At 41.7% G+C, this 13,892-nt stretch carries 18 protein-coding genes; all 18 read right to left on the bottom strand.

Annotated elements, in window-relative coordinates; genetic code table 11:
• A partial coding sequence (locus R2S57_RS11040) for a YWFCY domain-containing protein (RefSeq protein ID WP_316845008.1) occupies positions 1–711 on the bottom strand: 711 nt, incomplete at its 3' end.
• A 10-nt stretch (positions 712–721) separates the two neighbouring features.
• On the bottom strand, positions 722–1,561 hold the full coding sequence (traN, locus tag R2S57_RS11035; RefSeq protein ID WP_090985762.1) for a conjugative transposon protein TraN: 840 nt from the start codon (positions 1,559–1,561) through the stop codon (positions 722–724).
• 6 nt (positions 1,562–1,567) lie between these two features.
• Positions 1,568–2,764 carry a conjugative transposon protein TraM gene (gene traM, locus R2S57_RS11030; RefSeq protein ID WP_316845007.1) on the bottom strand — a complete coding sequence of 399 codons (1,197 nt, stop codon included), beginning with the start codon at positions 2,762–2,764 and terminating at the stop codon, positions 1,568–1,570.
• Positions 2,765–2,774: 10 nt separating this feature from the next.
• Positions 2,775–3,203: a hypothetical protein gene (locus R2S57_RS11025; protein WP_090985766.1), complete on the bottom strand. Its 429-nt coding sequence runs from the start codon at positions 3,201–3,203 to the stop codon at positions 2,775–2,777.
• Positions 3,181–3,795 (bottom strand): conjugative transposon protein TraK, encoded by a 615-nt coding sequence (traK, locus tag R2S57_RS11020; RefSeq protein WP_090985768.1) that lies wholly within the window; start codon positions 3,793–3,795, stop codon positions 3,181–3,183. The genes R2S57_RS11025 and traK overlap by 23 nt, the downstream gene beginning before the upstream one ends.
• A gap of 17 nt (positions 3,796–3,812) precedes the next feature.
• Positions 3,813–4,961: a plasmid transfer protein gene (locus R2S57_RS11015; protein ID WP_090985769.1), complete on the bottom strand. Its 1,149-nt coding sequence runs from the start codon at positions 4,959–4,961 to the stop codon at positions 3,813–3,815.
• 11 nt (positions 4,962–4,972) lie between these two features.
• Positions 4,973–5,707 (bottom strand): hypothetical protein, encoded by a 735-nt coding sequence (locus R2S57_RS11010; protein WP_090985771.1) that lies wholly within the window; start codon positions 5,705–5,707, stop codon positions 4,973–4,975.
• A 54-nt stretch (positions 5,708–5,761) separates the two neighbouring features.
• Positions 5,762–6,427 (bottom strand): hypothetical protein, encoded by a 666-nt coding sequence (locus R2S57_RS11005; RefSeq protein ID WP_090985773.1) that lies wholly within the window; start codon positions 6,425–6,427, stop codon positions 5,762–5,764.
• Entirely contained in the window at positions 6,424–7,089 is a 666-nt protein-coding gene (locus R2S57_RS11000; protein WP_090985775.1) for a hypothetical protein, read from the bottom strand. Before R2S57_RS11000 ends, R2S57_RS11005 begins: the two co-directional genes overlap by 4 nt.
• Positions 7,086–7,748, bottom strand: coding sequence for a hypothetical protein (locus tag R2S57_RS10995; protein ID WP_090985777.1), 663 nt, complete (start codon positions 7,746–7,748; stop codon positions 7,086–7,088). The genes R2S57_RS11000 and R2S57_RS10995 overlap by 4 nt, the downstream gene beginning before the upstream one ends.
• A gap of 13 nt (positions 7,749–7,761) precedes the next feature.
• Positions 7,762–10,227 carry a TraG family conjugative transposon ATPase gene (locus R2S57_RS10990; RefSeq protein ID WP_090985779.1) on the bottom strand — a complete coding sequence of 822 codons (2,466 nt, stop codon included), beginning with the start codon at positions 10,225–10,227 and terminating at the stop codon, positions 7,762–7,764.
• A complete protein-coding gene (locus R2S57_RS10985) occupies positions 10,205–10,513 on the bottom strand; it encodes a plasmid transfer protein (RefSeq protein ID WP_090985781.1) in 309 nt (102 codons plus the stop codon). Before R2S57_RS10985 ends, R2S57_RS10990 begins: the two co-directional genes overlap by 23 nt.
• A gap of 2 nt (positions 10,514–10,515) precedes the next feature.
• The gene (locus R2S57_RS10980) at positions 10,516–10,824 is read right to left on the bottom strand and encodes a DUF4134 domain-containing protein (protein ID WP_090985783.1); all 309 of its coding nucleotides are present in this window, start codon (positions 10,822–10,824) and stop codon (positions 10,516–10,518) included.
• A gap of 69 nt (positions 10,825–10,893) precedes the next feature.
• Positions 10,894–11,190 carry a DUF4134 family protein gene (locus R2S57_RS10975; RefSeq protein WP_090985785.1) on the bottom strand — a complete coding sequence of 99 codons (297 nt, stop codon included), beginning with the start codon at positions 11,188–11,190 and terminating at the stop codon, positions 10,894–10,896.
• Positions 11,191–11,192: 2 nt separating this feature from the next.
• Positions 11,193–11,510, bottom strand: coding sequence for a hypothetical protein (locus R2S57_RS10970; protein WP_090985787.1), 318 nt, complete (start codon positions 11,508–11,510; stop codon positions 11,193–11,195).
• Positions 11,507–11,863 (bottom strand): hypothetical protein, encoded by a 357-nt coding sequence (locus R2S57_RS10965; RefSeq protein WP_090985789.1) that lies wholly within the window; start codon positions 11,861–11,863, stop codon positions 11,507–11,509. The genes R2S57_RS10970 and R2S57_RS10965 overlap by 4 nt, the downstream gene beginning before the upstream one ends.
• A 12-nt stretch (positions 11,864–11,875) precedes the next feature.
• Positions 11,876–12,514 carry a ParA family protein gene (locus R2S57_RS10960; protein ID WP_090985791.1) on the bottom strand — a complete coding sequence of 213 codons (639 nt, stop codon included), beginning with the start codon at positions 12,512–12,514 and terminating at the stop codon, positions 11,876–11,878.
• 17 nt (positions 12,515–12,531) lie between these two features.
• Positions 12,532–13,659: a relaxase/mobilization nuclease domain-containing protein gene (locus R2S57_RS10955; RefSeq protein ID WP_090985794.1), complete on the bottom strand. Its 1,128-nt coding sequence runs from the start codon at positions 13,657–13,659 to the stop codon at positions 12,532–12,534.
• Positions 13,660–13,892: the final 233 nt, after the last annotated feature.

Raw genomic sequence — 13,892 nt, 5'->3', positions numbered from 1 at the left:
AAACTTAAAATCGTATAAACAGACCGTAAACGACTTGGCAATCAGCTGCCTGATAAAAGGGTTTACAACCGAAAAGGATTTTCCTGACCCAGGTGTCCCGATCAAAATCGTTGCACGAAAAACGTTCACCAGATTTAGCCACCCCTTTCTTACTTTTCCTTTGTAATAGAAAAGCATCGGTATATTTACCGAGTAAGGATTCTCAATCTTTTTGGTCTGTTGCATGAAACTTTCAGCTTCAACATTCCATTTATCCTTACCAAGTCCCGATCTAATGATTTTTGAGATATTATCCATCGACACACTGATCATTACCGCCCCAATCAACGACAGAAACATATAGGTCAGGTTGGTTACCGTAGTATATGAAAATACTAAGCTGCTAGGTCTTCCATAAAAAAATATGCTGCCAAAATAAAAAAGGAGTCCCAAGGTTAAAGGATAAACAACTTTTGTTTTAGGATCAAAATCTAACTCTTTTTTGGATAGCGTACCAATACTGACCAGACAGATCAATGACAGTACAGAAAGTTTGCTGTAAATCAGTTCTTTGTATATAATGATTGATTTCACCTTCTCTAAACCCATATTGAATATCCCCCAAAATGGGGCGCCCAGATATACGAAAACGCTTATCTCTAACGCAATTGCAAAATAGATCAGACACTGCAGGAAACCATGTAGTTTCTGAATTTCCTTCGACTCTTCCATACTCCGTTTTTTACCTGCTGATCTTCTTTGCCTTTAGAATGTCGGAATAGCGGATATTAAAGGCAATAGATCGACCCGAGATCTGTTTTTCTGATAATTCAATATTAAGTATTTTATGATCCGGGAAGGTCAATTTGCGCAAGACAAATATATTCCGGTAGCTTTTTTCAAAGATTGGAATATCTCTAAAGCTGGATATCGGAACAACATCCAATGACTGAACAGTTGTTGCCTTGTGCTGTTTTCGGTCTTCAATGTGCATCCTTAACACATCAATCTCGTATGGAATTTTCGTCGCATTATCAAAGCTAATATCCAAAAGCAGGTACTGTCCAACAGTGGTGATGCCATTCAGTATTGCCCTGATTCCATTTTTCTTTTCTCTTACTTCCGCATCGAATGGCTTGTGCTCGAACATTTTTTTGGAAATACTGTCAAGTTCGGCACTAGAGATTATTGAACTTTTCGCTTCAACTGCCCTCATCTCGCCAAAGGAGATATCAATCAAAGAACTGAAAGCCGTTTCCGGCCGATCATCAAAGATGATTGCATACTGTTTGATCCTTTTTTCTCCCATGATAGTTAGGACACCCATATAACCATCTTTAAACTTGGTTGAATCTAGCATCTTAATTCTTAGCAGGTTCTTATCAGGAAGATCACCAACGAGCCCCTTTGGAATATCCACATATGTTATTTTTTCCGGAGCAAGAAAATGTAGCGTTAATGTTCGTTTGATATAAATTTTTGGGACCTCAATGGATGCTCCAATTGTATTGCCCATAGATTGGGCAGAAAGCGTCCCTGCCATCAAGAATAACAGGACAATAGTTAGAATATTGTTTTTCATGTCTTTTTAATTTTTTTCTTGCAGATCATGTGGATCGACAAGGAATACCTGATTATTGAATTTTAATTTGGCTCTGTTTTTTCTAACCAGATTGGCAATAGCCGATGAAGTAGACTGGAACAGTTTATCCACTGTACTCATTACGAATTCATTTTGATTCTGGGAACTGCCCATGGTGTTAAATCCCTGAACAGGGCTTGAGCCCAGGCCTTTGGAAAACTCCCTGAAAGCTGATGCAGGAACATATAGACCAGGTAAACCATCCGTATCATAAACCAATAGTTTTATCGGCAAGATCTTTCCCGAGCAGATCACAGAACTGATCTCTAACTGCACACGTTGTTCAGAGAAACCGCTGATCCTGGCATATAGATCAGTACCTTTTGGTAAAAGTGATTTTCCTGCATAAACCTGGTCAAGTAACCTGAGCCTTATCCGTGAACCGGAATAACCAGTTATATCCTCATCGATGATCGCAGTGATCATTGGCCGGTTTTCGAAAGCTGTTAACGTGTTGAATTCGGTTGTAGGTGCAGAAATCTTCGAAACCTGAAGAGTTCTTTCTTCTTTAGCCGATCCGGCCACTGCTATCATTTTCTCTTTTTGCCGGGCAATATGGTCAGGATCATTCACTTTCTGAAGGCTGTCCACATAAGCCATCTGTTTTTTGAAAAGATCCATAGGATCTGTTTCCTTTGATATATTATTCGGCGATGGTTTCTCCCTACTCCTGGCCTCCGCCAGACTTGCCAATGCCTGTGCTACTGCCTGATCCTCAGGCTTGCCACCAACACTATATTCTGACCTACCTGCAGAATAAACAGGATATGATTTATTTTCCAGTTGCCTGGGCATGTAAGCTTGTCTTTTGATCGATTCTTCGATTGAATCAAGTTTTTGCTTTTCCCGATCAGAATATGAACTGGCCATCGTTGCCTGTGGCAATTGCTCTTCACTAACTGTTTTAATCGCTGAATAACCATCTGCCTCTTTGTAACTGTTCTTATAAGCCTCTAATTTATCGGATAAGCCCCGTTCGCGGACCTGGTCTGATATTTCAGTGAGATTACCATTCATATCCTCCTTCAGGTTGCCCGACTGTTTTTTAGATGCACTCTGTTGGTATACATAAAAGAAAAGGCATAAGAAGGGGATGGAAATCAATGGGATTATATACCGTGGTTTTTTAAAATTTATTTTCATAACATTGTGATTAACGAAGCCTCTTTAGCTCCTCTAGTTTAGCTTCCAAAAAAAGCGTATCCATATTGTTCAGCTCAGCCCTCTCCAATACTGAATCGACCTGTTTTTTGATCTCTACCGTTTTTCTCAGTTTTGCACCCGTACTACTGATCTTTGACAATCCGTCGTCAATAGACTGCGGATTTTTTCCACTCCCATGCTGGCTGTGGAGATTATTAGCTTTTGCATCCAACTTATTGTCAGAACTGAAAAGGCCAAAGGAAAACAGCAATGAAAAGATAATCAGGGCAACCATCAGAGTAAATACCAGCCTGGGGTGTGCCCGTAAAAAACGCACCGTTTTTCTGCGGATTAGTGTCAGGTATGGCCTGAATTCTTGATAGAGTTCGGCAGAAACCGTTATGCCGGGGTCTCTGTTAGATCGGATTTTTCTGAACATTTTCTACATCTTTATTTTCAAGCGTTTTCCAGGAAAGGATAAGCACTCCATATAGATTATTGTCGCTTTTCGGAATGTCCCGTAGATACCCTTCGGTAATTAGCGATCTGGTAACAATTGAGCTTCTGCGCTCAATACGCTGCTTCCCATAGTAGCGGAAAAATTTCTTTTTGACATCTATAAAAATAGAATCAGTCTGTAAAGTGAGTACTGAACTACTGGAAAGTATAGAGCTGAAATAACCTTTTTCCTTGAGGTTTAGGTACTGTTGCATTCCCGATTCATCAATTAGATACATGGCCTTTTTCATCTGGTAATCGATATAACGATCATCTGGTGTTAGAGAAAAGAACAGTGAATGAAAAAGCTCTACATGTCCCCTATAGATTGCCGGCCTGATCAGTTGTTCATCAGTCTGCCTGGCCAATACTGGTACATTATTTTCAAAGATGTAAATACTCTTTCTTGCGACTTCAATCTGTTTATAAGCGAAAAAAGCAATGGAAATACAGATCAGAAAAGCACAGGCCAGACTTCCTATAGATACAAATGTTGCCAGCCGGATCTTAGATTCGATATTTTTAATGATCATAGTTGGTGGATTTAGATTTAAAAGAATTTGCCAGTGGCTTTTTTAGCAATACCGACAACGGTCTGTGAACCACGGCCAAAATTTGATGCGGCTGAACTGATACCAGATGTCGAGATAATCCAGGTGGAGATACTAGGGACAGTAAACATACAGATGGCACCGATCAGAAAACTTAAGATCACGGTACCAAAGGATAGAATCCCATTCCCTGCAAACCAGGCCATTTTTTCTAAATTGGCGGCATCTCCGTTTTCTCCGATCAGCTCCTTATACCTGCTGATCTCAGAGGTCATAGCGTATTTTTGCAGCAACGCTACCAGATACATAATCAGATATGCAATTCCCAAATAAAGGTTAACAGACACGAAACGAGCGATCCAGGTACTCAAAGAATCCCGAAAAGCGGGAAGTATGCTTACTGCAACTGCAAATGGTCCAAGAATAATAAGAATGGTGGAATAAATAATCTGGATCATAAAGATCACATAGGTTGCCAGCCGTAGTATCCATATCCCTAACAGTTCAAGCAATTGGGTAAGCAGCAACTGCATACCAATTTTTAAGCGGTTTTTCAGTTCTATTACCGGACTGACCACTGTCGACATCCCTTCCTTGACCGTACTGGTCACGGAATCCCAAGCCCTCCCCATCCAAGTATCGGATTCTTTTTCTGCCATTTCTGTCTCAGCCTGAAAACTATAGAGGGAATTGGCAACCTTCTGCATATAATCGGCCCGAATGAGTCTAAGCGTGTTTACCTCTGCCTGCTCACTGTTGAACATAGTTTCGGTTCTCGCAGCTACCAGATCAGTTGGGAAAGCGACCATTTTGACAAACGCCCCCCACCAGAGTATGATCATCACCAGTCCGAAGGGCCGCAATAAGGGCATAATCTCCAGTTTTTTATCTCCAGCGATCATCTCATAAGATTTGATTGCAAAAAAAATGATCATGAATATCGCCGCTAGTGCTTTTGCATCGGCAATGAACATATCGAAATGTGTCCATATAGATTCCTTAAGCCCTCTGAGTATAACCATCACTCCTTCTTCATACACTCCGTTACCCTGCAGAAACTCAAAGGATCTGCGGTAGTCGGTAGTTTGTCCCATTGCAAAACCAGTGGCCAACATCATGACCACTCCAAACAATAAAATCTTTTTCATTTTCCTTTGATTTAGTACTTTCTTTTCTGAAGGATCTCCCGCGCAATCCTGATATCGGATTCCGGTGTCCAGTTTTCTATCTTTACATCTTGCCCGATAAGATCCTGTCTTACTTTAACTTTTGCAGGTTCCCGGGCAGTGGCAATTACTTTATCGGTCCAGAGCGCCGATAGTTTGCGGAATTCACTGAGCAATCGGTGATAAGATAAGATCCTAGCGCCCCTTTCGAGCGTTGTCGATCGTGCCGCTTCCAGTCTTTCAGCAAGGATACCGATCTCCCTGCTATACCAGTTGAGGCTTCCGCTGGCAATGATCTTTTCTCTGGCATTTGGAGGAACCCTACCTAAAAGTTCTTTTGGATCGAAGTCAGTTACCCCTTTCAGCTGCCTGGAATAATAGAGTATCCACAGAGGATCGGTTGTGGAAAGGATTCCCGACATCCCCGCAATCTGTAATAGGGCAGTTTGGGCAAGGGTATCAGAATGAAGCTCATATTTTTTATCGATCCCTTGCATACCGGTCACGGCTCCCAACCGCTGGGTCTGTGGCCCAAATGGGCCTAATGGCCTGAGATCCGTTTTGGGATAGTTGGGATGTAACCCCCAGGTTAGCCAGTAATAAGGATTTAGCCCTAAAAAACCAGATGTGGGTGTAAACTTTTTTCTATCCCACTGCTTAAAGACCATACGTTCCTGCTGGTTAACGATACTTTCATCCTTGATCTGTTTCTGTGAATATGCTATCATGTTTTCACACAACAGCAATGTTAAAACCAATAACTTCTTCATTATATCTAAGTGTTATTTTTTGAGATATTTGGTCTTTGAGATGATATCGGCTACAATCTGCCGGTCGCGGTTAATGTAACCTTGAAATGGATTGAGCATACTCATCACTCCCTTAACCTTTGCCCAGTACATTGCTTTCCATGCACCGTATGCCAAGCCGCGAATAATCTGTAGATCGCTTCGGATACCCGTAAGCAGATTATCCCTGCTATTGTAATCCATCAGAATATTTTGATCTTCCTTGAGCACAAAGTCTGAAACTTCTGTCATCATTTTGGCACTGCGTGTTCCTACATCTTTGATGATCTGCTCACTGAACAGTACAAGATAAGGTTCGTTTACGGCTAGCTTACTCATTTCCCTGCCATAGCCAATGATCTCCTCACACACTGAATACATATCCCTTAAGGCCAGTCCATTTTTCAATGCAGAATTTACGTTGGAAAGAGAAGAATAGATCATGCTCTGTGCAATTACAATGCTTGAACTATTGGTATTAATGTTGTCCAGGGATTTATTGATCTTGTTCAGCAGTTCATTATGGCTGACTTCAGCGGCATTTCTGGCCACAGCGTTTTCGCTTACTGTTGCAAGATGCCGTGTATCGATAACTATCCGCTGCGCTGAGAGCCTAAATGAACTCAGGCCAAAAAGCACTATATAAAATATTCGTTTCATTTTTTGAGGTATTTAGCGTTTTGGAGAATATCCTTAACAATTGCCCTATCCATTTCGACGTAACCAGAAAAGGGATTAGCTTTACGAATTGAAGCGAATATATTTCCATAATTAAAAGTTTGGACCAGTCCGACTGCCAGATTTCTTAAATTTGAGAGTTCCGAAATTATATGGTCAAAGAGGATTCTCCTGTCCGATGACTTCATTTGATTTACTGCACCAAGACTGGCCGTAAGCCCTGCTAAATAATAAAGCAGATTTCTCGATTTTTCGAGCAGATCAATTTCTGTCTGGAGCACGAATGGTAAAAGTTCAGGCGTTTTTCCAGCCAGTTCATATAAACTATACTGATCCTTTGCAATCTGACTGACCATGGGTGCCGCACGGGTTCCGATGTCAAGCAGATCAATGGCAGTACCGATGGAATTAAAATGTGATTGTAATTCCCGGTATCTATTTTTGAACCGCGCTAAAAGCGTTCTATTAGCTTCTTCGTTAATACTGTTTACCGCCTGCCTATCCCTTGCCGTTGACTGCCGCTCATGCTCATTTTTGGAATCAGAAACCAGCTGATGGATTGCGGGAATATTAAGTGCTTTTTGTTGAGCTTCGCTAATCTGTATACAGAAAAAAGAAGCTAATGATAGAATCAGCGCCCTCATCTTTTCAGGTATTTAGCAGTCGACAGAACACTATTGGCAATCCGGACATCCATATTGACCCAGTCAGACCACGGGTTTAGGGAAGCAAAAATCCCCCTCATCTTTGCCCAATACATTGCCCGGTGCATTCCATAAGAGGTGCCCCTAAGAATACGCATCTCTGATGCAATATGGTTTAGCAATTTGGAACGTTCACCAGCATCCATTAGGTTATCACGGCCACCTTTGAGCACAAATGCACCAACTTCCGAACTTAGCCTTACTGCCCTGGTTCTGAACTCGCGCGCATTTTGCTCGGCAAAGAGTAATAATATGGGATTGGACTTTCCAAGTTCCATGGCTTTCTCTACATCGGTAACGATATCGAGTCCAATATCTGTAATCTCCTTTACCGACATTAGGTTGTTAAGTATTGTAGATACCTCGGTCAATCCCCTGTAAATCCTGTCCTGCATATCATTGACTACAACCAATTGACCTGTTACCAACAGCTGTCCCCTGGAAATGAGGCTCAGATTATCATTTGTACGGTCGAGCTGCCTATTTATTACGCCTGAATGGCCTGCAATGGCCGCGGAAGTAACCGGATCAACATAAAGAGTCTGTGCATTTATGCTACCGCATAACAAAGCACAAAAAATAATTAGAAATACTTTCATGATTTTAAGTTGTTTAAGCGTTTGTTAATAATCCAGACGCACCCGAGTTGACCCGTTTAACGAAATCACCAAGGGAAAGTCCGGAACCTTTAAAATCACCAATAAAGGCTTCGAGCGCATCAGGATAGGAACCGAACCTTGCTAGATAGTTTTCCACCGCTAGTTTTTCAGGTTTCTCGGTGGTATAGGTCAGGTATTGGGGAAGCGAAGCCTCTACACCATAAACCTCTCCAATGTCGCCCCTTCTGATATACACTTCCTTGAAGGGGCTTCGGCCTTCACGGTTGTCCAGTTGATTGACACTAAAAATCTTGTTCCTTTCACTTTTAGAAATAGAGAGCATTGCTGCAATTTCATCATAATTGTCCCGAAATTTGGCTTGGTCTAGCAGAATTACGGTATCAGAACTGCTTACAATCGTATCTTTTACTATTGCATTACCTACAACATCGGCAAGATCTTGGGTAACCAATATCAGTTCCCCCCAAAATTTTCTGACCGTTTTATCTACATAGACCAGAAAGCCTACCATTAGGGGTGATGAAATGGCTTTCCAAGCTTCTTCGATGACCAATGATTTCCGCTGAAAATTCCGGTAACGCATTTTCTGGATGAAAATGTCCATTATATTGAGCGTGACAATTGCAAAAAGTAAGGCATTTTCCTTAATGCTGTCAATTTCGAAGACAATCAAACGCTCCTTGAGGAGGGATTTATCCGCATCCTCGTTGAGTATAGTACCAAATTCGCCACCACTGCAGAACTTTCGCAGGATGAACCGGAAAGCCTCAAAATCAAAAGGCACGGTATTCTCTTTCATAATCAGCGGGATCTTTTCAATTGCATAAGCATAGAAAGAATCAAAGTTGAGCTTTTTGATCCCTGAAGATTCTCCCATCGAAAACCATTTGGCATAATAGGAAGTAATCACTTCAGAAATCACATCCCTTTCCAGCTGGCTGGCATCCCCCTCAGGCCCCTTTAAACAGACTAGGATCAGTACTAGGATAAATTCCTTCTTTTCGATGTTATATTCTTCCTCACTAATAGCAAAAGGATTCATCGTAATTGGACTATCATCGCTATAGGTGATATACCTGCCACCGGCATAATGGCACAGCCCTGAATATGAGTGACCTGTATCAATGACCACGGTATCCATATTATATAACAGATACTGTTCCATCAGGGAATTCATGAAAAAGGACTTACCTGTACCAGACGGACCAAGAACGAATTTATTCCGGTTTGTGATCCTTCCGGAAGACATCGGCAGATCCGCAAGATCAATAGCGATCGGGATTCCAGACCTGTCAGTAAAACGGACCAGAAATCCTGACTTCTCGTCCCTGGGTAGGCTTTCCTTCAAAAAAAGACATATCGCTGCTTCAGCAGTGGTTAGAAACCAGTCATACTTCCGGAGTTCAGCAGCATTGCCAGGGAGCGCCGTCCTGAACAGCTCAAGCTGGTTATATGCATTCCTGCTAGGGATAATCCCGGCCCGGAACAGCGCGCTTTCGATATAGTTATAAGCCCTGTTGAGCAGTGTTTTTTCTGCACATACAATAATATTAAAATGTGCGTTGATGATTAACCTGCCATCCCTTGCAACCTCGTCCAGCAATAAAGAAATATCTTCTACGCAAAGATTATTCGCAGGGTCTGGTATTCCGCTGTGCCGTTTCCGCTTAAGCTCCATCTGCCGGACAGTTGTAGTCTGCGAAGGGATTTCGAAGACCTGGTTATAAAGAATATTGGAGCAGTTTGGCACTTTAAAAAGAAAAGAAAGGATATCCGTTGGAAATCCCTTTAAGCTTTCTTTATCCGATAGCTTTCCAAATGTCGGAAGCATCGCAGGCAGATCAACCTGGTCGATATTGATCAGCGGTACACAGCGGAAAGAACGCGTTCCGATATTTACTTCGGTATCCGTAGGATTATAATTGTCCAGCGAAATACTTTCTTCCCCGAACTGCATCGCCATGATCTTCATGATAAACATATTGATCTCTCTTTCCCTCATTGCCCTCGGCACCATACCGGAACTGTCAAGCATACCGATAACCTTGGCAACAGTTACCTTAAACTCAGCAAGCGATTTTTTATCGTGTACAAACAATGCCCCTTTTTTTACCTGTCTGGTAATGGTGAGCACCGTTTGGAGCTTGACATATGGCCTTCCTTCAAAGTGCCGGTTGTAACTGTCCTGAAGATATTCTTTTGCAACTTTATATTCATATTCGGCCCTATAAATAATATCCTGCTTCTGGAGGACATGGCCTTCACCGATCACCCGGGCAAGATTGGTGAAAATCTCATGAAAATTATCATAAGCCCGGGGGTCTCCACCAAACCTGAGCACTGGATTGGTAATATCGATCAACACGGAAAATTCTCCGTTGAGTCCATATAAAATATCCAGCTCTGCACCGATATCGATCCCTAAATAGGGTACCCTAAATTCTTTTTGTCTTACCATAAAGATTGATTTTTGAAAGATGGTTGGTCTGGAGATAGATCCCAATAGATCGGGTTTTGTTGTGAAGTCCCTTTTTCTGCTGGATACCGATGTAAAAAAAACCACCTAAGATTAGCGTGAGCATAATTACCGCCCCCACATACATATTGATAAGTGCCATACTTAGCGCACCAATAACTAACGAGAGTAATAGGATGCCTACGCCCCAATAAATAAAACGCCCCTTAAAACCTTTGTAGGTCAAGGGCCGCTGTAGTCCCCTGTAGACCGGAAAAAGCCTTTCCATTGTTACAGCCCGAAAAACGCCTTCACGATAAGGGAGGATAGAACTAGAAAGAGACAGGAGCCTCCCCAACCCATCAGCTCCTTGTTAATGTCCTGATCACCGCTGTTCCACTTGGAATATACGCGGATGCCACCTACAATACCGACCAGTCCACCGATCACAAGGGCAATATTAGTCGCCGGATCTACATAGGTCTTAAGCGTGCTGGTTGCAGTATTCAAACCGTTAACCCCACTCTGTGCCATAACATACCCATTGATTGTGCACAGGTACAGAAAAATGATGAACCTTAGATTTTTGATCTTTCTCATTTGATTGGATTTTAATTGTGAATTATTGGGAAATAAAAAAACCGCCGTTAGCGGTTACAAGAATGTGGATCAGAGTCCGAAAACATGGACCAGAACAATATTGATTACTATAATAAAGAGTGCGGAAAAGAACCAAGCAGGAATGTCAGCACTTACATCCTTTCCCATCTGCATTTTATGGTAAACATGTACTGCGCCTATTATGGAAATAAGAGCAGCCAGTACGTAGGATAGATCGGACATGGAAAAAAACGACTCCCTGATGAAACTCCTTGCCTCTCCCATCTCTGCAATACCAGGTTGCGCCATAGCCCTTGTCAAAATCAATATGCAAACGACCACGGTCAAAAAAACTATATATCTCATGATCAGAAGGATACTGAAGAAGTGTACTCGATAGACTCGGAACGCGCCAGGGCAAAAAGCTCCTTTATCGATACCCCTCCAGAAAAAACAATGGGAGGCTCTTCCATTTCTCCATCACCTAGGAAATAATCGATTTCTTCATCTTCGATTTCCTTGAGCGATACCTTTTCAGCAATAGGAAGATCAATTATGACAGTTGTTTCACTTCGGTTCTCTGTATCTGCCAGCTTCCTGTTTCTCGAAAGATCGAAAGCGATAAGCCCGGAATAATAAAATGCATAGATGCATAATAGCCAGGAAAGAAATTGTATCCAAGTCATAGTTCAAAATTTTCTAACGATGTTTTAATAAACTTTTTAATTTCCGGATGCTGATCGAAGAGTCTATGAAGCGCAAATGCTATCACTTTGTTCATATCAATACCAGAGGCCAGCTTGAGCCGGTTGAGCAACTGCACGGTGTGGCGGTTTAGCCTTGGGTGTAACATGTGCGTATTACCGGTACAATCAAATTCCCGGATAAGCTCAATAATTAGTGTCTCTTTATTTGTAGCTTTTTTCTCAACATCGGGCTTTTTTGCTTTTATTACAGGGTCTTTATTTGATAGATTTACATTCTGGGGGCTGATGGTTTTTCTCAGCGCATCAGCCATTGTTGTTATCTCTACTTTCATATCTGCTATTTTTTATATTTTGGATGCAGTCTCTTCAATATGATCCGAATAGATCTGATCAAATACCGGAAGAATGACGGGGTAAAGGGATAACGGTGTCTGAAACGTGTCCGTCCGTTGGAAATCTACGCGGTCAGAAATCACCGGGGTGATTTTTCCGAATTTGGAAAGCTGGGTTTCTACATCAGAGGCAGTATCATACCTTACATTTCCCTTGATCCTATTCGGGATAAATACCAGTTGTCCGCTTGGATTGATCTTCTTAAGCACGACGGAGAACAACACAGTTGAATCAAAACTGAACTCATCGTAGGCAAAAGGACAAAGGATCAGATCTGCGGCGCTGAATACAGGGATCAGCCCATCATCATCAAGCTTCCCGGGTAGATCGATAATTACGATATGCTCTCTGCTTTTGCTGAGAACTGTGTACATAGAAGGAAAATGTTCCAGACCTGCCGCAATAATTTCATAGTTTTCCGGGTTTTCAGCAGCCTTGGTCTTTTCATATTTTTGGGCCAGCGACTGCTGGTAGTCCATATCGATAACGGTTACCTTCCGCTTTTTAACTAGCGTTAGAAAGTTAGCCAGTAATAGAGTGAGCGTACTTTTCCCCGCTCCACCCTTTTGGTTTCCAATAATAATCAGCATAAAATAATATTTTAAGTTTAACGTGTATTCGTTCGGGCTTTGCCCTTCCGCTGACGGTTACGACCATGGATAGCCTCGTCATCAACATCATCTTTAAGTTCAATCTCCCTTACAGCCTCTTCTATTAAGCCTCCACCCTCCAACTCGGAAAGAATATAATCAACCTCAATCCTGGGATCTGAAAAGGATATTCTATATTCGACAGGTTCAGATTGAATCTGATTATTCGTAGACAGGCCATTCAGTATCTCCCTAATGGGCATTACTTCAGATCCTTTCATTACTGATCTGTTGGTATGATCAATTATGGTATATCCGTATGGATGCTTCGCATCTTTAGAATGAAACTCCAGCTCAATTCCAGATCTCTTGCGCATCATTTTTGAAAGGAGCTCCAATTTTGAGCTGAGATCATCCGTTTGCGAGACTTCATAATTCCCCTGTATATCCACTGAAAGTACTTTTTTGAAAATAGCTTTTAATTGTTGTGCTCTTTTTTTATCAGTACAATACTGATCACAGTTATTTTCAATATCTGCCAGCTTAAATTCACGGACGCTCTTCCCATAATTTAGTATCTGGAAAAGATCTTTTTCTATCCGGACTTCAAACCCCACTTTTTCAAGTAATGTCCTCATCTGGGCAACGGTAGAATGTCGGTAGTGAAAAAAATTTTCTAAATTTTTAATATTGGACTTTTGTTTTTTGCAGACGGTGGATAGCGCTCGTACTGAACGGATTTTCTCAAACGCCGAGGAAATCTTTTTACCACACTTATCAATTCGGGTAGATACAATGTGAACATGATTATTCTCTGTATCATTGTGAAAAATGATGAGATATGGATTCTGTCCATAACCCATTTCCGCAAGCCACTTTCCTGCTGTATCCAAAAGTTCTTCTTTCGAAACCGTTTTGCCCTTAGCAGAGATTACCGCATGAAACTGGGGCTTACTCACCCTTTTGTTAACAGATGATACAGCTTTGAGATAGTTGATATAATCCTGTGAACCAATTTTGTCCAGCCCCATTAGGCTTCCGAAATTTCTGACCTTTAAAAGTTCCCCCTTTCCGGAACGCATCTTCTCATGGTTATATCTTACCCCGGCGAAAGTAGCAGAAGAGCCAAGTATCTTTACGATCATAAAATTTAGGAACTAGGTAACCTGCTCACCAGATCACAGAATTACTACAAATCACTGTAACTGGCATCATAGTTATGCCGTTCTGGTTGAAACCTGTTAGCAGTATCGCAAGCTTTTGAGCTACAGTCATAACCAGAGATCAAAGTATGCGACGAAATAGCTATACAGCTACTGTTGAACTTGCTAACAGCATAACTAGGTAATAGGCTAACGAGTTATAGAAGTAGTCCGGT

Origin of the sequence: Pedobacter psychrodurus (assembly GCF_032678585.1) — a bacterium.
Lineage (GTDB): Bacteria > Bacteroidota > Bacteroidia > Sphingobacteriales > Sphingobacteriaceae > Pedobacter > Pedobacter psychrodurus_A.
This window is presented reverse-complemented; position numbering and strand designations above follow the sequence as displayed.

Coding starts and splice junctions, on each gene's coding strand:
- R2S57_RS11025 (WP_090985766.1), bottom strand. CDS start 3,203: ATGTTCAGAAAAATCCGATCTAACAGAGACCCCGGCATAACGGTTTCT.
- traK (WP_090985768.1), bottom strand. CDS start 3,795: ATGATCATTAAAAATATCGAATCTAAGATCCGGCTGGCAACATTTGTA.
- R2S57_RS11000 (WP_090985775.1), bottom strand. CDS start 7,089: ATGAGGGCGCTGATTCTATCATTAGCTTCTTTTTTCTGTATACAGATT.
- R2S57_RS11005 (WP_090985773.1), bottom strand. CDS start 6,427: ATGAAACGAATATTTTATATAGTGCTTTTTGGCCTGAGTTCATTTAGG.
- R2S57_RS11010 (WP_090985771.1), bottom strand. CDS start 5,707: ATGATAGCATATTCACAGAAACAGATCAAGGATGAAAGTATCGTTAAC.
- R2S57_RS10980 (WP_090985783.1), bottom strand. CDS start 10,824: ATGAGAAAGATCAAAAATCTAAGGTTCATCATTTTTCTGTACCTGTGC.
- R2S57_RS10985 (WP_090985781.1), bottom strand. CDS start 10,513: ATGGAAAGGCTTTTTCCGGTCTACAGGGGACTACAGCGGCCCTTGACC.
- R2S57_RS10990 (WP_090985779.1), bottom strand. CDS start 10,227: ATGGTAAGACAAAAAGAATTTAGGGTACCCTATTTAGGGATCGATATC.
- R2S57_RS10970 (WP_090985787.1), bottom strand. CDS start 11,510: ATGACTTGGATACAATTTCTTTCCTGGCTATTATGCATCTATGCATTT.
- R2S57_RS11015 (WP_090985769.1), bottom strand. CDS start 4,961: ATGAAAAAGATTTTATTGTTTGGAGTGGTCATGATGTTGGCCACTGGT.
- R2S57_RS10955 (WP_090985794.1), bottom strand. CDS start 13,659: ATGATCGTAAAGATACTTGGCTCTTCTGCTACTTTCGCCGGGGTAAGA.
- R2S57_RS10995 (WP_090985777.1), bottom strand. CDS start 7,748: ATGAAAGTATTTCTAATTATTTTTTGTGCTTTGTTATGCGGTAGCATA.
- R2S57_RS10960 (WP_090985791.1), bottom strand. CDS start 12,514: ATGCTGATTATTATTGGAAACCAAAAGGGTGGAGCGGGGAAAAGTACG.
- traM (WP_316845007.1), bottom strand. CDS start 2,764: ATGAAAATAAATTTTAAAAAACCACGGTATATAATCCCATTGATTTCC.
- traN (WP_090985762.1), bottom strand. CDS start 1,561: ATGAAAAACAATATTCTAACTATTGTCCTGTTATTCTTGATGGCAGGG.
- R2S57_RS10975 (WP_090985785.1), bottom strand. CDS start 11,190: ATGAGATATATAGTTTTTTTGACCGTGGTCGTTTGCATATTGATTTTG.
- R2S57_RS10965 (WP_090985789.1), bottom strand. CDS start 11,863: ATGAAAGTAGAGATAACAACAATGGCTGATGCGCTGAGAAAAACCATC.